This window comes from Streptomyces sp. NPDC088785, assembly GCF_044750685.1.
Lineage (GTDB): Bacteria > Actinomycetota > Actinomycetes > Streptomycetales > Streptomycetaceae > Streptomyces.
Window position 1 is genome coordinate 100,251 of sequence record NZ_JBIVKH010000005.1, and the last position, 20,598, is coordinate 120,848.

Consider the following 20,598-nt stretch of genomic DNA (forward strand, 5'->3'; position numbering starts at 1 on the left):
GCGGGGGCGGCTCGTGCGACCCTGGGTCCATGGACGCAGTGCTGGTGGTCGACGGTGCCAATGTCGTGGGGTCGGTGCCCGACGGCTGGTGGCGGGACCGGCGCGGCGCCGCCGAGCGGCTGCGGGCCCGGCTCGCGGCGCACGCGGAGCGGACCGGCGCCGAGGTGGTCCTCGTGGTCGAGGGAGCGGCGAAGGGCGTGGAGTCGGTGCCCGGCGTCCGGGTCGAGTCGGCCGCGGGCAGCGGGGACGATCACATCGTGGAGCTGGTGGCGCGCCTCGGGCGGCCCTGCACCGTGGTCACCGCCGATCGTGAACTGCGGCGCAGGGTCGAGGAGTTGGGTGCCGGGTGCGCGGGTCCGCGCACGGTCTACGACGGGTGAGCCCGGTCCACGGCCCGGCCGGCCGGCAGGACCACGATCGCGTTGGACACCGGGCGCTCCTCGGAGCTCGAACCGGGGCCGTCCGTCGGGGTGTTGCGGACCGTCCCGGAGACCACCATGGTGCTCGACCCGCCGCCGTCGAGGTTGACGGCGTCCCGGGCCCCGAGACCCACCAGGACGCGGGCGGCCTCGGTGAAGGTGGCGCCGACACTGCGGCCCGGGCGGCGTCCGTCGATGACGACCAGCAGCAGCGTGCCGTCGGCGGTGACCCCGGCGACCGTGCGCGGGTGCCGGGTGCGCTGCGCCGACGGGGGGAAGCCGCTCGCGGCGGCCTCCACCCGGATCCGGCCGTCGCGGACCAGGCGGGGCCCGCCGCCGATCAGGGAGACCTCCGGGCCGCCCAGGCCGTCGCCGTTCGGGTCGGTCACCCGGGAGGAGACCTTCAGCACGCGTCCCTCGGCGGCGTGGGCGCGCAGCCAGGCCGCGCCCTTCCCGAGCCCGGTCAGGGTGCGTCCGCCGCGCGGGATGGGGCCGCCCGCCGGGGTGCGCAGCCGGGTCACCCGGCCGTGCGGGTCGAGGACCGCCTCGGCGCTGCCCTTCCCCGCCCTCGGGGAGTCCTCGCCCCACTCGGGGCGGAAGTCGACGATCTCGTCGGGGTCGGTGCACAGCCTGCCGTGGCGCGGAGCGGTCACCGGGCGGCCGTCGGCGCTGCCGCCGCAGTCGAGGATCCGCCCCGGCACCCGGTCGACCCCGCCGACGCGGGCGCGGGCGCCGTCGGACGACGTCACCCGGATCGAGGAGCGGGCCTCGGTGATGCGGGGCGGGGTGCCGGAGGCGTCGAGGACGAGCGCCGGGTTGGCGCCCTCCGACTCGCTGAGCAGCCGGCCGCGGTCGCCGTAGAGGCCGAGCGGGTCGCCCGGGTAGCCGCCGTGGTGGGCGCCGGTGTTGATGTCGAAGAGGGTGCCGTTGACGGCCGCGACGGCCCCGGCCCGCTGCGCCAGCTGCCGGACGGTGGCGGTGTCCTGGAGCCGGTCGCCGTGCGTGGCGGCCAGCGCGACCGAGGCGTCCGGCGCGATGGACAGCACGTGGAAGCGCAGGGGCCGGCCGTCGGCCAGAGTGCGCGCGGCGTGCTCGTAGCGCACTCCGTCGGGCAGCCCGGCGGACCGGGTCGGCGACGGGGTGGGGCGGGGCCGTCCGTCGTCGGACCCGGAGCCCGAGCAGCCTGCGGTGAGCAGCAGGGCCAGTGTCGCCGCGAGGCCGGCGCACCGCTTCCCGGGCCGGCTCACCCGGTCTCGGGCAGTGCGCCGGGCGCCTCGCCCAAGTAGCCCAGGTAGAGGGTGATCTCGGACCACACGGTGTGCCCGCCGACCGCTTCGTAGGACAGCGCGAAGCGGTCGTAGCCGCGGTGCACGGGGTCGGCCAGGTAGGTGACCTCGCCGTTCGGGGCGCAGGTCACCGTGCCGTGCCGGGCGAAGGTGGCGCCGGTCGGGCGCAGGCCGGGTTCGGGGCTGTACCCGGCCGGGATGGTGATGCGCGCGCCGGGGCGCACGGTCATGCCGCGGCCGGGCAGCCAGCCGGTGCGCACCCGGAAGCCGCGGTCGTTGAGCCGCGCCGACGAGACCAGTTTGTCGCCCTGGTTGGCCATGAGGCCGAGGACGAAGTGCGGCAGGACGACGGCGCCCTCGGGGGCCTCCGCGTCGATCTTCAGCTGGCAGGTGACCGTGCGCGGTTCGGCGCCGGAGGCGTATGCGGCGTAGCGCGCCTTCTCGGCCATGTGGGCCATGCCCTGCACGCGGGCGACGGTGGCGGGGCCGAGGCCCTCCTCCATCAGGTAGCCGTAGGTGCGGTAGGGGGTGCCCGTGGGGTGCAGGGTGAGGGCGAGCGTCAGCTGCTGTCCGGGGACCACCGGGTGCAGCGGGTCGGTGTCGGCGGCGAGTTGGAGCAGGCCGCCGAGGCCGGGGGTGCGCGGGTGGGCGACGCGGGCCTCGCCCAGCGGGTACCAGTCGGTCATCGTCCGGCCACCCGCTCCTTGGTCACGTGCGCGTAGGTCTGGTCGTCGAGGTAGCGCAGGGCGTCCTCGGGGACGGCGTCGCCGAGGTGCTGGATGCGCTCGGGCGGCAGCAGGCCCTGCCGGCCGAGGCGGTCGGCGACGAAGCGGGCGCACTCGATGGCACCGGCCGGCCGCAGGTGCGTCCGGTCCTCGATGCCGTCGGGGTAGTGCGGGTGCTCCCCCGCCTCCAGGCTGAGGAAGACGCCCCGGGTGCCGTCGAGCCCGGCCTGGCTCCACCACTGCGAGGACCAGTGGTTGAGGTCGATCAGCGGGACGGTGCAGGCGGCGGCGAGTTCGCGCACGGCCTGCGGGTAGAGGCCGAGGCTGCGCCGGAAGTTGCCGTGCGGGTCGAAGACGCGGCGGTCGTGGCTGGTGACCAGGACCGGGTGGGCGCCGCGGTCGCGGGCGGCGTGGACGTGCCGGCGCAGGTACCACTGGAAGTCGGTGAACGCGGAGGTGCCGCGGCCCGGCTGCTTCTTGTGGTCGATGAGGCCGAAGGAGATCAGGAAGAGGTCGCCGGGGGCGATGTTCTGCTCGATCCACGCGAGCCGGCCGCGCTCCACGAAGCTGCGCGAACTGGCTCCGGCGCGGGCCGCGTTGATCACTTCGGTGGTGGGCAGGAACAGCGGCAGCGCCTGTCCCCAGCCCGCCATCGGGGCCTGGCTGTAGGGCCGGTCGGTGACGGAGGAGTCCCCGGCCAGGAATACGCGGGTCATTCGGCGACCACCCCCGGGTCCATGGTGTCGATCACGTCGAAGGCGCGCTCGCAGTTGAAGGTGTCGCGCAGGACGAAGAACTCCTCGGCGCGCCGCGTGTACTGCGGTTCGACCTGGAAGTCCCGGCTGATGGAGGCGATGATCTCGTCGACGGCCCGCTCCACGGTGCCGCAGGTGGGGCCGAAGCCGTCCCGTGCGAGGTCGAAGTAGCCGCGCTTGTAGTGCTTGCTGTAGAAGGCCTCGTCGTCGAAGTTCGTGTAGACGATCGGCTTGCGCATGTAGGCGACGTCGAAGAACACCGACGAGTAGTCCGTCACCAGCATCGAGCACTCGCGCATCGCCAGCTGTACGTCGCGGCCGGTGGTGGAGACCGTGATCGAGGGGTGGTCGATGCGGAAGTGCTTGAGGTAGGGGCGGATCTCGTAGTGCGGCATGAACTCCAGTTCCACGTTGTAGTACTGAAGGGCCTTCAGGAGGCGTTCGTCGCGCAGCAGGGACGAGAAGAAGCGGTAGTACTCGGAGGCGGCGAACGGGATGTCCGGCTTGGCCGCCTTGTTGTACGAGGGGGCCACGATGTCGCGGCGCCAGGTGGGCATGACGAGGACGCGGCGCAGCCCGGGGACGGGTTCGAGGGCGTCGAAGCGCGGCAGGCCGGTGGCGGCGACGCGGTCGTAGCCGTACCCGCAGTGCTCGGCGTAGTAGGCGCGCTCGCTGCGGCCGGTGGTCAGCACCATGTCGACGTTGGTGACCTGGGCGTGGATCGACGGTGCCACGTCGTTGTAGACGACGCCGTGCTGGAGGAAGACGCGCTGGTAGCGCAGGAGGTCGCCGTAGCCGCGCAGGAACGCCCGCTTGGACAGGCCGGGGAAGCCGAGGTAGGCCTCCAGGTCGTAGGCGTTGATCAGGCGGCGGGCGTGCAGCAGGTAGACCCGGTACTTCCAGGACAGCCGGTCGATGACGTGGCCGTAGGGGTCGATCTTGGCGCGGTCCGCGGCGTCGCCGTTGATCGCGTAGTAGACCTTGCGCTTGGGCTCGTTCCGCCGGATCCACTTGAACAGGTGGTACGAGTTGTCCTGCGCGGTGTCCTCGCGCTCGCCGATGATCCAGATGTTCTTGCGGTGCAGCCACGGGTGGGTGAGCCAGTACAGCAGGCGGGTGCGCCAGCCGGGCCGGCCGGGCAGCGCGGCCCGCAGTTCCGCGCGGAACCGGCCGAGCTTGCTGGTGCCGCGGCGCAGCAGGCCCGTGATCCGCCGCACGGCGATCTGTTCGTCGTCGTCGATGGCGAGCAGGACCGTGGCGCGGCCCGCCCGGTGGACGCCCTTGAAGCGGTGCAGCATCTGCCGGGCCTCGACGGGCGTGTCCAGGTGCCGGTCGCCGTCGTGGACGCGGACCGCGACGGTCAGGTCGCGGCTGCGGAGGCGGCCGAAGTCGCCGGGCCGGACGACGGCGCGCCAGCCGGAGAACCAGTCCTGTTCCTTGCGGGTGCGCCAGCGGTCGCGGCGGTAGACCTGTTCGACGGGGACCGTGGCCTCGGACCGGCCGTCGCTGAGGACGAGTTCGACGCGGTTGCTGTACTCGTGGGCGATGTCGACGCCGGACAGGACGAGGAGTCCCTCGAAGGTGATCGCGTCGCGGGTGACGTCGAAGGTCTCCAGGACGACCTTCTGGCGGTCGACGCGCAGGAGGGCGGTCTCGGTGGTGTCGGCGGTGAGCCGGCGGAACAGGCCGGTGTCGTCGATGTACAGGTGGGGCGCGTAGTCGGGCCGCTCGTGCGGGTCGCAGAAGAGCGCGAAGTTGCCGGTGCGCACGGCGTGGTGCTGGAGCCGGGCCTGCGCGGCGACGGCGTACTGGAGGATGAGGTCGTCGGGTATCTGCGCGTAGACGTCGTGCAGGGCGTGGAAGACCGCGGCGATCTCGGCCCGGCTCATGATGCGGTGGATGTTGCGCAGGTACGGCTGGAAGGTGCGCACGACGAAGCGCTGGGCGAGGCGGGCGGCGCGCGGGGAGAGCGCGCTGCTGCGGCCCAGGAGGTGCCCGCACAGGCGGATGAGTTCCTGGGTCTTGACCGGGTCGTTCCAGGGCAGGTCGAAGAGGGAGTCGCGCTGTTCGCGGTCGCGTTCGTAGGTGCTCGCGGTGGGTGCGATCGCGACGCGGCGGGCGTGCAGCAGCGCGGGCACGGTGACCCAGGCGTCCTCGTGGCCCGGGCCCATGCCGAGGCGCAGGTTCTGGCGGCGCACGAGGTCGGTGCGGAGCAGCTTCGCGCCGAGGCCGGTGGAGAAGATCAGGTAGGGCGCGTCGTGGAGCTGGGTGACGGTGGACTTCTGCTTGCCGAAGTAGCGCTTCCACGGGGCGTCGGTGTCGCGGCGCGGTCCGGGGAAGTTGTCCTGGTCGCCGACGACGACGTCGGCCCTGGTGCGCTCGGCGGCGGCCAGCAGCCGGCCGATGACGTCCTCGCCGAGGATGTCGCGGGCGCGCGCGAACATCACGTAGGGGGCGCCGACGTAGCGCAGGCCGTGGTCGAAGGCGGCGCGCATGCCCATGAGGGCCTGCGGGACGACGGTGACGTTCGGGTAGTGCGTCGCGAAGCCGGCGAGCCGGCGTCCGGTGCTGTCGGCGGAGCCGTCGTCGACGAGGATCACCTGGGTGCGGGCGAACTCCTGCTGGGCGGCGAGCGAGTTGAGGAACTCGTACAGGTTGTACTCGTCGTTGTGGCAGTGCACGACGAGGGAGGCGGCGAACTGCTCCGTGGTGGCGCCGGGGGTCGGCGCGGGCGCCTGGGACCACCAGAGCCAGGGGGTGCCGCGGTCGTCGGTGCGCTCGGCCTGGGCGGTGGTCTCGGGGCGCAGGGCGAGGTTGCCGCTGACGGTCTCGTAGATCTCGTAGGTCTCGTCGTCGCCGTGGTAGCGCTCCCTCGACATGTCGAGGCCGCGGATGCACACGGTGGTGGTGGTCCGCTCGCCCGCGTGCCGGATCTGGACGAAGAGGTTCCAGATGGCGCCGCGGGCCTGGCCGGAGCGGCCGACGGTCTCGTCGAGGTCGACGGTGGTGTGGAAGTTGATGTACTCGTCGTCGACCTCGACGCCGCTGACCGGGAAGGTGTGGTCGGTCTTGGGGCTGCGGCGGCGCAGGACGGCGATGAGTTCGAGCTTGTCCTTGGGGGCGACGCGGCCGAACTGGTTGCGGATGCGGCCGGTGACGTGGAGTTCGCCGTCCTGGATCTCGACGCGGGTGGCCTGGTTGAACAGCCGGGCGTCGTTGAGCTTCTGGCCGGTGAGGTCGAGGTCGGTGACGTCGAGGAAGTAGTCGGCGTGCGGGCGGCCGAGCAGCGCGCCGGACCAGAAGACCTTGCCGTCGCGCTCGACGAGGTCGCTGCTGAGGACGGAGCGCCGCTGCACGTAGTCGGCGACGGTCAGGGCGACGTCGACCCGGCCGTGCATCAGCCCGAAGGCGCGGACGCGCTCCAGGGGGCCGGCCAGTTCGTACGTGTCCGGGGGCAGGGAGCGCAGGTAGGGGGCGACGGCCGCGACGAACGCCTCCCGGTAGGCGTCGCCGCCCTCGCGCAGCTCGGGGGTGTACAGCTTCAGGTCGTGCGAGAGGAACTTGGCCGCCTTGTGGGCGATCAGGTCGTGGCCGCCGTTGTGCGCGAGGAACGCGTCGGTCCACTGGTGCACGAGGACGCGGTCGCGGATGCTGCGCAGTTCCTCGCGGCGGTTGGTGATCGAGGGGGTGTCGGTCTCGCGCTCCCAGATCCAGCGGTAGACCGGCGCCGTGAGCAGGGTGATGGTGCGGGCGCAGAACCCGGCGACCGTGGAGAAGTACGTGTCCTCGAAGTACACGTTCTCCGGGAAGCGGATGCCGTTGTTGAGCAGGAAGTCCAGCCGGAACAGCTTGGCGGCGGCGATCGGGTCGTCGACGAGCTCGGGCGCGGCGGCCAGGCCGCCGGCGACGGTGCGGTCGGTGCCGTAGAGCTGGGGCTGCCAGATCGTCGTCTCGTCCTTGGCGAGGTTGACCCGCAGGGCGCGGCCCGCGGTGATCTCCGAGCCGGTGTGCAGCGCGGCGGCGAGCAGGGTCTCGACGGCCTTGTGCGGCAGTTCGTCGTCGGCGTCGAGGAACATCAGGAACTGGCCGGTGGCGGCCTCGATGCCGTTGTTGCGGGGCGCGCCGACGCCGCCGCTGTTCTGCGGCCTGGCGATGATCCGCACCCGGCCGTCGCGGTGCGCGTACCCCTGGGCGACCGTGATCGTGCCGTCGGTGGAGGCGTCGTCGACGACCAGCACCTCGACGCGCTGGTGCGTCTGCCCGAGGGCGGAGCGCAGGGCGCGGTCGAGGGTGGCGCCGGCGTTGTAGGCGCCGACGACGATCGTGACCGTGTACGCGGACGGGTCAGGACGGGGCGCTGGATGCTGGTTCATCGCAGGCGCCCGTCGCCCTCCGTCCAGGGCTGCTCGACGCGCTGGACGACCTGGACGGGGATCTGCTGGGTGGCCTGGTGGTCGGCGGGGAGGTAGCCGCCGAGCGGGGAGACGTACGGGGGGTCCTGCTGGTGCCGCTGGTACGGGTCGGGCCGGTACGCGTCGGGCTCGGGCTCGGGCTGCGGGTACGGGTGGAAGCCCGGGTCCTCGTACGGCTGGGGCGCGGGGAACCGCTCCTCGACGTCGGCGGGCGGCATCGCGGCGGCGGGCACCCGGCCGCGGTGGCGTCCGGCGAAGAGGTGGTCGGCGACCGTGCCGACGGTCTGCGGGGCGGGCGCCAGCTCGTCCATGACGCGGGTGAAGTCCCGGGTGGAGAGCCAGAACTTGTACATGATCACGAGCTCGAAGAGGCCGAGCAGCACCGCGGAGGCGGCGGTGGTCCACAGGATCTGGCCGATCAGCGGGCCCACGATGAAGATGAACATCTGGAACTCGATGCCGCTGATCAGGTGCGGCCTGATGCGGCTGCGCAGCAGGGCCTGGCGGACCCGGGTGTACCAGGGGAAGCGGCCGCGGAACTGGGCGTGCAGGTCGACGACCTCGCCGGTCCCGGCGTGCTCCTTGAGGACGTCGGCCTCGATGCCCGGGTTCTCGCGCAGCAGGTCCTCCATGAAGACGACCTTGGGCTCGGCGTTCGCGGCGGCCTGGGGCTGCTGCGGGACCGGGCGGCCCTGCGGGGCCTGGTGGCCCTGCGGAGCCTGGTGGCCGGGCTGCTGGGGGATGTGCGGGTGGTGGGCCTGCTGCTGGGCCTGGCGGGCCCGCAGCAGCCGCTGGTTCTGTTCGAATTGCCGCTGGGCCTGCTCGGCGGCGGCCCGGGCCTCCGCCTCGGCCTCGGCGGCCTTGCGCTCGGCGGTGACCTTCTCGATCTTCGTCCGCATCGACATGCGCATCTTGTAGATCTGCAACGCGTCGACGTAGCGCAGCATGTCGAGGAAGACGACGACGAGCGCGGCCAGCAGGAAGTAGGCCTCGTGGGTGCGCAGGTACTGTCCGCCCATCAGGGCGAGCGCGCAGAACAGCACGCGGATGCGGTCGAAGACGTAGTCGAGCCAGCCGCCGAAGACGGAGCCGTTGCCCTTGAGGCGGGCCAGCTTGCCGTCGATGCAGTCGAGGATGAAGCTCAGGTGGTACAGCGCGGCGCCGATGATCAGCGACGTGCGGTCACCGCGCAGGAAGAGCCCCGCGGAGCCGAGGCCGACGAACAGGGCGGCCCAGGTCACCCGGTTCGGCGTGACGAAGCGGAACCGGGCGAGCCAGCACAGCATCCGGGTGGCCACCGGGTCCACGAGCAGTACCGTCCACCACGCGTCACGCTTCTTGCACGTGAGCTTCTGGACGGCCCGTACGGACAGCTTTCTCATCGACCCTCTGCGACTCTGCTGACTTCACTTGGTGTTCACAGCACATTCGGTCGCTATTCGGACAGTGACCGCGCGGAGGATCTTTGCTGGTTTCCTTGATTTCAGTCAAACCTCAGAACAAAAACGACATAGCTTCTTAAAATTAAGCCAACTCTCACCTTTCATAAGGGACATAAGGTCTAGACCTCCCCGCATCGCGAGGAAACCGACGGCCAATCGTTGCCAGATCGATGGGGAGACATGCATCACGTCCCCTCTCCTACAGCCATCGGCGGTCGAAGTGCGTCCGCGAACCGTCCGGATCCGTCGCGCTCCGAGGCGTGTCGAAGCGGTGAAATGCGTTTATAGTGCTGCGACGTCCGGCTGACCCCACGCGCGCCGGCACGGCACGACCGGACCCGACCCCGCTACGGCGATCCCCCACTCCGGCTCTCACGTGCACCCATCTGACGTCCGCCGCCCCGGAGGATTGCGAACCCATGAGTCATGCCACCGCCACGCCCAGCCGACGACGCGGCAAGGCCCCACGGCGCGAGCGCACCCGCGGTCAGCGCATCCGCCGCATCATCCTCTGGTCGCTGCTGGTCCTGGTGCTGGCCGCGGGCGGTACGGGCTACTGGCTCTACAGCAACCTCAACGGCAACATCGACGGCGTCGACCTCGACAAGGCGCTCGGCACCGACCGCCCCGAGAAGCTGCCGACCAGCGGCACGAACGTGCTGGTCCTCGGCTCCGACTCGCGGGCCGGGGCCAACGCGGCGCTGAAGACCGGCAAGGTCTCCGGCGCCCGCTCGGACACCGCCCTCGTGATGCACATACCAGAGGGCCGCAAGCAGGCCACGGCCGTCAGCATCCCCCGCGACACCCTCGTCACCCGCCCCGAGTGCACCAAGTCGGACGGCACCACCCTGCCGTCGGCGAAGCGCGTGATGTTCAACTCCGTGTACTCCGTCGCCGGGCCCGCCTGCGTGGTCAAGACCGTCGAGCAGATGTCCGGGGTGCGCCTCGACCACTTCATGGAGATCGACTTCGCGGGCTTCAAGGGCCTCGTCGACGCCATCGGCGGCGTGGACGTCACCGTCGACCAGGCGATCCACGACAAGTCCAGCGGGCTCGACCTGACCAAGGGCACCCACAAGCTGGACGGCGCCCAGTCCCTCGCCTTCGTCCGCACCCGGCACGGCATCGGCGACGGCAGCGACCTCGGCCGCATCGGGCTCCAGCAGCAGTTCATGATCGACCTGCTGAGCGAGATCAAGAAGCAGGACCTGCTCGGCAGCCCCACCAAGTCGTACAAGATCGCGGACAGCCTGACCTCCTCGCTGACCACCGACTCCGAGCTGGCGAACCTCAAGGCGCTCGCCGAGTTCGGCCGCAGCCTCAAGGGCGTCGACCCGGAGACGATGGAGACGATCATGCTGCCGGTGGCCTACGACACCGTCGACCGCAACCGGGTCGTCGCCGCCGAGCCGCAGGCCACGCAGTTGTGGAAGGCGCTGCGCACCGGCGCCGACATCCCCGAGTCGGCGAAGAAGTCCCCCGCCACCGGCGGGAACTGAGCCGTCGAAGGGGCGGGCGCCCACGGCGCCCGCCCCTTCGGCGTTCCCGGACCGGGCCCCGCCTCAGATCCGGTACCAGTCCCCCAGCGAGAGTCCGGAACCGGCTGTCTGATGAGTGATCCACACCGTGCCCGACTCGTCGACCGCGGCCAGCGTGAGCGCGCCGCGCCCGTCCACGGCGAGCCCGGGCCCGCCGACGCCACCGCGCCCGGTGTCCGACCACCACACGCCGTTCGCCTCCGACTCCGAGACGAACGCGGCCAGTTGGATCGTGCCGGTGACACCGCGGTGGGCGAGGACCGTGCAGTCGTAGCCGTCGACGTACGCGCGCACCGCCGCGACCTGGCTGTCGTCGGCGCCGCCGCCCACGGCGACCGGCCACACGCCCGGCCGCTGGGCTATGAGCCCGCCCGCCCGGTCCGCCCAGTAGTACGTGATCCGCTCCCGCGCCGTCTCCACGCCGCTGACCGTGCCCACGGCGGGCGTCTGCGGGATGTCGTAGCCGCGCAGGAACTCGCCGCCGGGCTCGGTCTGGTACCAGTGCAGGGCGGCGCGCCGGCCGGGGACCAGCAGTTCCACCCGGCCCGAACCGGTCACCGCGGGGGCCAGCCCGTGCAGGGCCTGGTCGCCGCCGAGGTCCTGCCAGGGCAGCCACTTGCCGCCCTTGCCCTCGCGGCGCAGGTGGACCCCGCCGGCGCCGTTGCGCACGAAGATGTGGACGTTCCCGTCGTGGTCGACGGCGCCCGCCGGACGGCCGAACTTCCGCGCGCTCTCCAGGTCCTTGAACGGGGTGCCGAGACCCCGCCACTCCGACAGCGGGCGGCCCGTCTGGTACTGGATGGCGTGCACGATGTCGACGGTCAGCGCGCCGTCCGCGCGCCGGCGGTCGCGGCGGCCCAGGAAGTGGACGTAGCCGTCGGCGCCCTGCGCCAGCGACACGAAGCGGACGTTCGGCGCGGGCAGCAGCACCGGCTCGCTCCAGCGCGGCACCCCCGGGCGCTCCTGCGTCCAGCGCCGGATGCCGTCCTTCACCGGGAGATAGACGGTCAGCCGCCCGTCCTTGCCGAGGAACAGCCAGCGGCCCCCCTCGACGCCGACCGGCTCGGGCGCCCGGCTCGACGACTCCCCGCTCACGCTGCTCCTCGGCATGACCGGTGCCACCCTCCCACTGAGATCGATCCCGGCCCTGACGCCCGGAACCTGAAATTTACTATCATATGCAGCTGAGTCTTGACAGGGGAGGGTCAAGCAGGACGCCCCGGCTCTCAGGAAGCGGAACCGCGCGGCCGGTAGAGCACGGCCCCGTCGACTCCGCCGACCCTCTCGTAGCCTGCCAGCAGCCGCCGCAGCGCCCCCACCCTCCCCACCCCGTACGGCCCGCCCCGCGAGTCGTCCACGACGAGACCCGGCGGCCGGACCGCGAACTCCGCGCGGAAGGTGCGCCAGGTGCCCGGCACCGCCCACCGCTCCCCCACGCGCGGACCGTCCCGGCCGCCGCTGTAGTTGGTCAGGAGCCCCGCCGTCAGGAAGCGGCTCGCCGGGGGCCGGTCCGCCAGCCAGTACGTCTCCGGGTGCATGCCCCAGATCAGGACCGGCTCCCGGGGCGCTGTACGGGCCCGTACGGCGTCGGCGACCCGCTCGGCGTGGGCGAGGTCGGGGCGCGGCGCGAGCAGGCCCCAGGCGACGAAGAGGCCGCCGCAGCAGGCCGTGACGAGCAGCGCGCGGGCCACCCGTGCGCGCGGCAGGTCCCGCAGCGCCGCCGCGCCCAACAGGGCCAGCGGCGGCGCGAGCTGGAGGTAGTAGTGGCCGAAGAAGTGGAATCCGGCGAGGACCGCCACCGCTGACGAGCCGAGCCAGACCCACAGCCACGCGGCGGGGCGGCGCGGGGCGCGGGCCAGCGACGGCAGGAAACCGGCGCAGGCCGCGCCGAGCAGCGCCGCGTTCACCGCTCCCCGTCCCAGGACGTGGAGTTCGGAGCCGGTGAAGGAGGCGTAGCTGCCCGAGCCGGTCACCGTCCAGAACAGGAAGCCGCCGGGGTCGGTGGCGCAGGCCGCGGCGAGGACCGGTACCGCCACGCCCGCCGCGCAGCGCACGACCGCCGCCCGGGGCGCCCGGCACCGCCACATCATCCACAGCACCGGGCCGAGGACGGCGGCCCCGGTCTGCTTGGTCAGGAAGGCGCCCGCGACGGCGGCCCCGCACCATCCCCAGCGGCGCCGGTCGGCGCACCAGAGGGCCGCCGCGGTCCACGGCAGTATGAACACCTCGAAGGTCGCCGCCTGGGTGTCCTCCGGGTTGAGCCCGACGGAGACGAGCAGGTACAGCACGCCCGCGGTGCGGCCGGCGCCGTCGCCCCAGCGGCGCCGGGCGGTCGACGCGAGCAGCACGGCCGTCAGCAGGTGGGCGGCCACCGCGCACCACTTGAGCGGGGTGAGGGACTGCGCCCCGAAGAGGGCGAACACGGCCTCGTACAGCCAGGGCACGAGCGGTGGCTTGCGGTCGACGACCGTCTCGTAGAGCGCGCCGCCGTGCGCCAGTATCCCGGCCTGAACGGCGAGATAGCCCTCGTCGGGGTTCCACAGGGGGCGCGCGAAGGAGGGCAGCCGGGTGGCGGCGGCCAGCACCGCGAGGAGCGGCAGCAGCCGGGGCCAGTAGCCGGGGCGGGGGGCGCCGCGGCGGACGTCGGACACGTGCGGCAGCGGCTGCGGCGCCTGGGTGAGCATGGGCGTCAAACTATCCGGCCCCGCACATCCCGCCGGGGCGGGACATACGGGGCCGGATCGATGAATACCGGATTACCGCGCGTCGCCGGTCCCGACGGTCTCCGCGCCCTCCGCGGCGCGGCTGTGCCGGCGCCCGTACGCGAAGTAGATGACGATGCCGATGAGCATCCACACGGCGAACCGCAGCCAGGTCTCGACCGACAGGTTCAGCATCAGCCACACCGAGCAGGCGACCGACGCGACGGGCAGGACGGGCACCCACGGGGCCTTGAAGGCGCGCGGCAGGTCGGGGCGGGTGCGGCGCAGGATGAGCACGCCGACGGCGACGATGACGAAGGCGAACAGGGTGCCGATGTTGACCAGCTTCGACAGCTCGGTCAGGGAGACGAAGCCCGCGACGAGCGCGGTGAGCAGGCCGAGGATGATCGTCGAGCGGTACGGCGTACGGAACTTGGGGTGGACGACGCTGAAGACCGGCGGCAGCAGTCCGTCGCGGCTCATCGCGAAGAAGACGCGGCTCTGGCCGAGCAGCAGGATCATGCAGACGACCGTGAGGCCGACGACCGCGCCGAAGGAGATGACACCCGCCCAGAAGGGGTGGCCGACCGACTTGAACGCCTCCGCGAGCGGTGCCTCCGGGTCGAGCTTCCGGTAGTTCTGCATGCCGGTGACGACGACGGCGACGGCGCAGTACAGGACGGTGCAGATGGCCAGCGAGCCGAGGATGCCGCGCGGCACGTCCTTCTGCGGGTTGCGGGTCTCCTCGGCGGCCGTGGCGACGACGTCGAAGCCGATGTACGCGAAGAAGACGACGGCCGCGGCGGTGAAGATGCCCATGATGCCGAAGTTGGACGGGGCGAACCCGGCGATCCCCTCCAGGAGGGTCTGCGACAGGCCCGTGCTGCCCCCGGTGGGCTTGCTCGGCGGGACGTACGGGTCGTAGTTGGAGCCGGTGATGAAGAAGGCGCCGACCGCGATCACGATGAGCACGACGGTGACCTTGACGGCGACGACGGCCGAGGTGACCCAGGCGGACAGCTTCATGCCGAGGACGACGACCGTCATGACCGCGAGGACGAGCAGGAACGCGGCGAGGTTGAAGGTGAAGCCGCTGCCCTCCCCGGGGCCGCGCAGCGCCTCGGGCAGCGGGATGCCCCAGCTGTCGAGGAGCGACTGGACGTACCCGGACCAGCCGACGGCGACGGTGGCGCAGCCCAGCGCCAGTTCGAGGATCAGGTCCCAGCCGATGATCCAGGCGGGGAACTCGCCGAGGGAGGCGAAGGCGAAGGTGTACGCGGAGCCGGCGACCGGGACGGTGGAGGCGAACTCGGCGTAGCAGAGAGCGGCGAGGGCGCAGACGACGGCCGCGACGGCGAAGGCGATGGTCACCGCGGGGCCCGCGTAGTCGGTGGCGGCGGTGCCGGTGATGACGAAGATGCCGGAGCCGATGACGACGCCGACGCCGAAGACGGTGAGGTCCAGTGCGGAGAGGGACTTCTTGAGCTGGTGCTCGGGCTCTTCGGTGTCCTTGATGGACTGCTCGATGGATTTGGTGCGCAACAGGCCGCTCGTGCGGCGCGTGCCCGGCCTTGGGCCTGAGTCTGGCTGCGTGGTCACCGGCATACCTCCATGCGGCTCGGTCCTCGGTCCCGACATGATCGAGACGAGTAGGCACCGGATACCCGGTCCGTCACGGGTATTCACGCGAATGGGCCGGTCGAACCACCCGAAGGTGGTCCGACCGGCCCGGGTCGGGTGCCGGCGGAGCCGGGTCAGTCGCGCGCCGGCTCCATCTGCTCGGCGACGGCGGACGCCTCGCGGCGGCCGTCCAGCTTCGAGACCAGGCCGGTGACCTGGCGCGCGATGTCCGGGGCCGTCAGGCCGATCTCCGCCATGACCTCCTTGCGGGAGGCGTGGTCGAGGAAGCGCGGCGGGATGCCGAAGTCGCGCAGCGGCACGTCGACGCCCGCGTCGCGCAGGGCCTGCGCGATCGAGGAGCCGACACCGCCGACGCGGGAGTTGTCCTCGACGGTGACGACGACGCGGTGGCGCTCGGCGAGCGGGGCCATCGCCTCGTCGACCGGCTTGACCCAGCGCGGGTCGACGACCGTCGTGGTGATGCCCTGCTTGTCGAGCAGGCCGGCGATCTCCAGGCACATCGGGGCGAGCGCGCCGACGGAGACCAGCAGGACGTCGGGGCGGGCGCTGTCCGGCTCGCGCAGCACGTCCATGCCGCCGATCGTGCCGACCGCCTCGACGGCGGGGCCGACGGCGCCCTTGGAGTAGCGCACGACCGTCGGCGCGTCCTCGACCTGGACGGCCTCGCGCAGCTGGGCGCGGACCTGGTCGGCGTCGCGCGGGGCGGCGATCCGGATGCCGGGGACGACCTGGAGCAGCGACATGTCCCACATGCCGTTGTGCGAGGCGCCGTCGGTGCCGGTGACGCCGGCCCGGTCGAGGACGAACGTCACGCCGCACTTGTGCAGGGCGACGTCCATGAGGACCTGGTCGAAGGCGCGGTTGAGGAACGTCGCGTAGACCGCGAAGACCGGGTGCAGGCCGCCGGTGGCGAGGCCCGCCGCGCTGACGGCGCCGTGCTGCTCCGCGATGCCGACGTCGTAGACGCGGTCGGGGAAGGCCTTGGCGAACTTCTCCAGGCCGACGGGCTGGAGCATGGCCGCGGTGATCGCGACGATGTCCTCGCGCTCCTGGCCGAGCCGGAGCATCTCGTCGCCGAAGACCGAGGTCCAGTCGGCGCCCGCGGCCTTGATCGGCAGGCCGGTGTCGGGGTGGATGGGGCCGATGCCGTGGAAGCGGTCGGCCTCGTCCTCCAGGGCCGGGCGGTAGCCGCGGCCCTTCTCGGTGAGGCAGTGCACGATGACCGGGCCGCCGAACCGCTTGGCGCGGATGAGGGCCGACTCCAGGGCCTCCATGTCGTGGCCGTCGATGGGGCCGACGTACTTCAGGCCGAGGTCCTCGAACATGCCCTGCGGGGCGATGAAGTCCTTCAGGCCCTTCTTCGCGCCGTGCAGCGTCTCGTACAGGGGCCTGCCGACGACCGGGGTGCGCTCCAGGAGGTCCTTGCCGCGGGCCAGGAAGCGCTCGTAGCCGTCCGTGGTGCGCAGGGTCGCGAGGTGGTTGGCGAGGCCGCCGATGGTGGGCGCGTAGCTGCGCTCGTTGTCGTTGACGACGATCACCAGGGGGCGGTCCTTGGCGGCGGCGATGTTGTTCAGCGCCTCCCAGGCCATGCCGCCGGTGAGCGCGCCGTCGCCGATGACGGCGACGACGTGGTCGTCCCGTCTGTTCAGCTCGTTGGCCTTCGCGAGGCCGTCGGCCCAGCCGAGGACCGTGGAGGCGTGGCTGTTCTCGATGACGTCGTGCTCGGACTCGGCCTGCGAGGGGTAGCCGGAGAGGCCGCCCTTCATCTTGAGCCGGGAGAAGTCCTGGCGGCCGGTGAGCAGCTTGTGGACGTAGGACTGGTGGCCCGTGTCGAAGAGGATCCGGTCCTGTGGCGACTCGAAGACCCGGTGCAGGGCGAGGGTGAGCTCGACCACGCCGAGGTTCGGCCCGAGGTGGCCGCCGGTCTTGGATACCGCGTCGACGAGGAAGGTCCGGATCTCTCCGGCCAGCTGGTCCAGCTGCTCCAGGCTGAGCCGGTCCAGATCGCGCGGTCCCGTGATGCGGGTCAGCAGCGGCACCCGTGCCTCCTTGCAGTAGAGCTGTAGTAGCTGGCTGAGCTGTTCGAGCTTGCCGGGTCTGTCGAGTCTAATGTTCCGCCGTTGCGAGCGGCGTCCGGGCCGTGCGTTCGGGGCATGACTGTGCCCGGTGTCACCGTTGACACCGGGCACGGTCAGTCCGGGAATCCCTGCTCAGAAGGGGTCAGGCACGGCCGGCCGACTTCTGGGTCTTGCGGGTGACGGAGTCGATGACGACCGTGGCGAGGAGCACACCACCGGTGATCATGTACTGGATCGGGGTGGCGATGCCCTGGAGGGCCAGGCCGTACTGGATCGAGGTGATGACCAGCACACCGAGGAGCGCGTTCCAGGTGCGGCCCCGGCCGCCGAAGAGGCTGGTGCCGCCGATGACGGCCGCGGCGATGACGTTCATCAGGAGGTCGCCGGAGCCGGCGCCCTGGTTGGCCGCCGCGATCTTGGAGGCCCAGAAGAGGCCGCCGACCGCCGCGAACAGGCCGGCGATGGCGAAGACCGAGATCCGGACCGCGGTGACGTTGATACCGGCGCGGCGCGACGCCTCGACGCTGCCGCCGAGCGCGAAGACCTTGCGGCCGTACGAGGTGCGGCGCAGCACGAAGTCCGAGCCGACCAGGACGATGCCGAAGAGCAGCACCGCGAGCGGCAGGCCCTTGTAGTTGTTGAAGATGACGGCCACGCCGAAGACGCCGACGGCGAGCAGCAGCGTGCGCACCAGCAGGTCGCTCAGCGGGCGGGACGGGATGCCCGCGGCCTCGCGGCGCCGGTTGGCGAGGAAGCTCGGCACGAAGTAGGCGAGGACCGCGATCAGGGCCAGGCCGTAGGCGGCGGCGACGTCGGAGAAGTAGTACGTGGTGAGCTTGCCGACCACGCCGTCGCTGTCGAGGTTGATCGTGCCGTTGGAGCCCAGGATCTGGAGCATGAAGCCGTTCCAGAACAGCAGGCCGGCCAGGGTGACCGCGAACGCCGGGGCGCCGATGCGGGCGAAGAAGAAGCCGTGCAGGGCGCCGATGACCGCGCCCGCCGCGAGCGAGATGAGGACGGCGAGCCACTCGTTCATGCCGTGGGTGACGCTCAGCACGGCGGTGATCGCCGAGGAGACGCCGGAGACGGAGCCGACCGAGAGGTCGATCTCGCCGAGCAGCAGCACGAAGATGATGCCGACCGACATCATGCCGGTGGCCACCATGGCGACGAAGATGTTGTTCAGGTTCTCCGCGCCGAGGAACGCCGAGTTGAGGCTCTGGAAGATCGCGCAGATGACGATGAGGCCGATGACGACGGGTATCGCACCCAGGTCACCACCCTTGATCTTGCGCTTGAACTCGCTGAGGTAGCCCGCGAAGCCCTGCTCGCGCACGAGGAGGCGGGGGTCGACGGCGGTCACGGACGCGCCGGCGGCCGCGGGGGCGGCGTCCACGGGGGCCTGTGCCTTGTCGGTCTTGTCGATGCTCACTGCTGAGCCTCCGCGTTGCTGCGCGCCGCACGACGGGTCACGGCATTGTCCGTGGCGCCGGTGATGGCGGAGATGATCTCTTCCTGCGAGGTCGTCCTGACCTCGAACACGCCGTTGTTGCGGCCGAGCCGGAGCACGGCGACCTTGTCGGCGACGGCCTTCACATCGGCCATGTTGTGGCTGATGAGGATGACCGCGTGACCGCGCTCGCGCAGGCGTTCCACGAGGTCGAGGACCTGCGCGGTCTGCTCCACGCCGAGGGCCGCGGTCGGCTCGTCGAGGATGACGAGCTTGGGCTCGCCGAGCATGGAGCGGGCGATGGCCACGACCTGGCGCTGGCCGCCGGAGAGCGAGGCGATCGGGATGCGCACGCTCGGGATGCGGATGGACAGGGTCTGGAGCAGTTCGCGTGCGCGGCGCTCCATCTCGACCTCGTCGAGGACGCCGCGGCGCTTGATCTCCCGGCCCAGGAACAGGTTGCCGACGACATCGAGGTTGTCGCACAGCGCGAGGTCCTGGTAGACGGTCGCGATGCCCAGGTTCTGGGCGTCGTGCGGCTTGTTGACCGCGACGGCCTTGCCGTCCCACTCGATGACGCCGTCATCGATGGGGTGCACGCCGGCGATCGTCTTGACAAGGGTGGACTTTCCGGCGCCGTTGTCGCCGACCAGGGCGACCACCTCTCCGGCGTGGACCTCGAGCTCGACATCGGTGAGCGCCTGAACGGCACCGAATCGCTTCGAGACCCCGCGCAACGCCAGCACAGGCGTAGCGGACACGTGAACCATCTCCTTCGCCGCCAAAGGCCTGACCCGGCGGGAGGTTGAACCAAGAAGTATGAGGGGGGTTGTTCCGTCCGGCGCCGCGCCGTTGAGCTGCGGGGCTGTCGGCGGCGGGGCGCCGGACGTGTCTTCCACGGGAGCGCTCTCGCGCAGGTGCGCGGGTCCCGTGCGCAGGCGGGGAGTCACGGGGGCGTCGGGTCGGACGACCGGACCGCCCCCGGTGACTCCGGACGGCCTGTTACTTGAGGCCGGCCTTGTCGCAGGCGGCCTTGTACTTGGCCGTGCAGATCTCGTCCAGGGTGTAGTAGCCCTGGTCGATGACCGTCTCCTTGATGTTCTTCTGGGTCAGGGAGACGACGGGCACGATGACGGACGGGATGCCCTTGTCGGTGCCGCTGTCGACCGTGCTGGTGGTCAGGCCGGCCGAGTCGATCTTGCCGGTCTTGGCGACCGCGACGGCCATCTTGGCGACGGTCTCGGCCTCCTGCGGGTACGACTTGAAGACCGACATGTTCTGGTCGCCGGTGACGATGCGCTGCACACCGGCGAGCTCGGCGTCCTGGCCGGTGACCGGCGGGAGCTTGCTCAGACCCGCGCCCTTGAGCGCGGTGATGATGCCGCCGGCCATGCCGTCGTTGGCGGAGTAGACGCCCTTGATCTTGTCCTTGCCGATCGCGGAGATGGCGCCTTCCATGTTGGCGTTGGCGTTCTCCGGCTTCCACTCCTTGGTGTCGTAGGACTTGGCGATGTCCACCTTGCCCTTGAGCACCGAGAGCGCGCCGTCCTTGAACTGCTTGGCGTTCGGGTCGGTGATCGCGCCGTTCATCATGACGATCTTGGAGCTGGCCTTGGCGTCCGAGCCCATGGCGTCGAGCAGGGCCTTGCCCTGGGTCTTGCCGACCTCGGTGTTGTCGAACGAGGTGTAGGCGGCGATCGGGCCCTCGGCCAGGCGGTCGTAGGCGACGACGGGGATGCCCGCGTCCTTGGCCTTCTTGACGCCGTTGGCGACCGCCTTGTAGTCGACCGCGTCCAGGATCAGGACGTCGACCTTCTTGGTGATCATGGTGTCGATCTGCTGCGACTGGAGCGAGGCGTCCTGCTTGGCGTTGAGGTACTCGACCTTGCCCTTGCCCTTGGTGAGCTCCGATATCTGCTTCTCGATGATCGGCTTGTCGAACTTCTCGTAGCGAGCCGTCTGGTTCTCCGGAAGCAGCAGGCCCACGGTGAGGGCGTCGCCCTTCTTGGAGCCGCTGCTCGCCTTGTCGCCGTCGTCCTTGGACTCCTTGGCGGAGCCGCAGGCGGCGAGAGAGACAGCCATGGCGGTGGCACAGAAAGCAAAGGCCGCACGACGCATCTGCGTGTTCACTTCAGAAACCTCCCTGACGA

The 20,598-nt window shown here is 71.4% G+C and carries 14 protein-coding genes; 2 read left to right on the forward strand and 12 right to left on the reverse strand.

Annotated features, from left to right (window positions below; all coding sequences use genetic code 11):
- Positions 1–29 precede the first annotated feature (29 nt).
- Positions 30–380, forward strand: a complete 351-nt coding sequence (locus ACIP5K_RS17585; RefSeq protein WP_401410408.1) for an NTP pyrophosphohydrolase — start codon at positions 30–32, stop codon at positions 378–380.
- On the opposite strand, the gene ACIP5K_RS17590 is transcribed toward ACIP5K_RS17585, so the two are convergent.
- Genes ACIP5K_RS17590 through ACIP5K_RS17610 form a run of 5 tightly spaced genes read right to left on the reverse strand, consistent with a single transcriptional unit; the run spans position 368 to position 8,979 of the window.
- Complete coding sequence (locus tag ACIP5K_RS17590) at positions 368–1,666, reverse strand: phosphodiester glycosidase family protein (RefSeq protein WP_401410410.1); 1,299 nt, start codon at positions 1,664–1,666, stop codon at positions 368–370. The two genes, ACIP5K_RS17585 and ACIP5K_RS17590, sit on opposite strands and share 13 nt — an antisense overlap.
- Positions 1,663–2,391 carry a hypothetical protein gene (locus ACIP5K_RS17595; protein ID WP_401410412.1) on the reverse strand — a complete coding sequence of 243 codons (729 nt, stop codon included), beginning with the start codon at positions 2,389–2,391 and terminating at the stop codon, positions 1,663–1,665. Before ACIP5K_RS17595 ends, ACIP5K_RS17590 begins: the two co-directional genes overlap by 4 nt.
- The gene (locus tag ACIP5K_RS17600; RefSeq protein WP_401410414.1) at positions 2,388–3,146 is read right to left on the reverse strand and encodes a rhamnogalacturonan acetylesterase; all 759 of its coding nucleotides are present in this window, start codon (positions 3,144–3,146) and stop codon (positions 2,388–2,390) included. The genes ACIP5K_RS17595 and ACIP5K_RS17600 overlap by 4 nt, the downstream gene beginning before the upstream one ends.
- Positions 3,143–7,558, reverse strand: a complete 4,416-nt coding sequence (locus tag ACIP5K_RS17605) for a glycosyltransferase (RefSeq protein ID WP_401410416.1) — start codon at positions 7,556–7,558, stop codon at positions 3,143–3,145. Before ACIP5K_RS17605 ends, ACIP5K_RS17600 begins: the two co-directional genes overlap by 4 nt.
- The gene (locus tag ACIP5K_RS17610) at positions 7,555–8,979 is read right to left on the reverse strand and encodes a CDP-alcohol phosphatidyltransferase family protein (protein ID WP_401410418.1); all 1,425 of its coding nucleotides are present in this window, start codon (positions 8,977–8,979) and stop codon (positions 7,555–7,557) included. Before ACIP5K_RS17610 ends, ACIP5K_RS17605 begins: the two co-directional genes overlap by 4 nt.
- Positions 8,980–9,458: 479 nt before the next feature.
- Here ACIP5K_RS17610 and ACIP5K_RS17615 point away from each other — a divergent pair, with 479 nt between their 5' ends.
- Entirely contained in the window at positions 9,459–10,538 is a 1,080-nt protein-coding gene (locus ACIP5K_RS17615) for an LCP family protein (RefSeq protein ID WP_401410420.1), read from the forward strand.
- A gap of 63 nt (positions 10,539–10,601) precedes the next feature.
- Here the strand turns inward: ACIP5K_RS17615 and ACIP5K_RS17620 are convergent, their stop codons facing one another.
- From ACIP5K_RS17620 to ACIP5K_RS17650, 7 genes are all read right to left on the reverse strand, one after another.
- Positions 10,602–11,687 (reverse strand): hypothetical protein, encoded by a 1,086-nt coding sequence (locus ACIP5K_RS17620; protein WP_401410422.1) that lies wholly within the window; start codon positions 11,685–11,687, stop codon positions 10,602–10,604.
- Positions 11,688–11,803: 116 nt separating this feature from the next.
- On the reverse strand, positions 11,804–13,261 hold the full coding sequence (locus ACIP5K_RS17625; RefSeq protein ID WP_401410424.1) for a glycosyltransferase family 39 protein: 1,458 nt from the start codon (positions 13,259–13,261) through the stop codon (positions 11,804–11,806).
- A 72-nt stretch (positions 13,262–13,333) separates the two neighbouring features.
- The gene (locus ACIP5K_RS17630; RefSeq protein WP_401410426.1) at positions 13,334–14,884 is read right to left on the reverse strand and encodes an amino acid permease; all 1,551 of its coding nucleotides are present in this window, start codon (positions 14,882–14,884) and stop codon (positions 13,334–13,336) included.
- Positions 14,885–15,033: 149 nt separating this feature from the next.
- Complete coding sequence (gene dxs, locus ACIP5K_RS17635; protein WP_401410428.1) at positions 15,034–16,959, reverse strand: 1-deoxy-D-xylulose-5-phosphate synthase; 1,926 nt, start codon at positions 16,957–16,959, stop codon at positions 15,034–15,036.
- A gap of 181 nt (positions 16,960–17,140) precedes the next feature.
- Positions 17,141–18,430 carry a sugar ABC transporter permease gene (locus ACIP5K_RS17640; RefSeq protein WP_401410430.1) on the reverse strand — a complete coding sequence of 430 codons (1,290 nt, stop codon included), beginning with the start codon at positions 18,428–18,430 and terminating at the stop codon, positions 17,141–17,143.
- Positions 18,427–19,218: an ATP-binding cassette domain-containing protein gene (locus tag ACIP5K_RS17645; RefSeq protein ID WP_401410432.1), complete on the reverse strand. Its 792-nt coding sequence runs from the start codon at positions 19,216–19,218 to the stop codon at positions 18,427–18,429. The genes ACIP5K_RS17640 and ACIP5K_RS17645 overlap by 4 nt, the downstream gene beginning before the upstream one ends.
- A gap of 232 nt (positions 19,219–19,450) precedes the next feature.
- Positions 19,451–20,566 carry a sugar ABC transporter substrate-binding protein gene (locus ACIP5K_RS17650; protein ID WP_401410827.1) on the reverse strand — a complete coding sequence of 372 codons (1,116 nt, stop codon included), beginning with the start codon at positions 20,564–20,566 and terminating at the stop codon, positions 19,451–19,453.
- Positions 20,567–20,598: the final 32 nt, after the last annotated feature.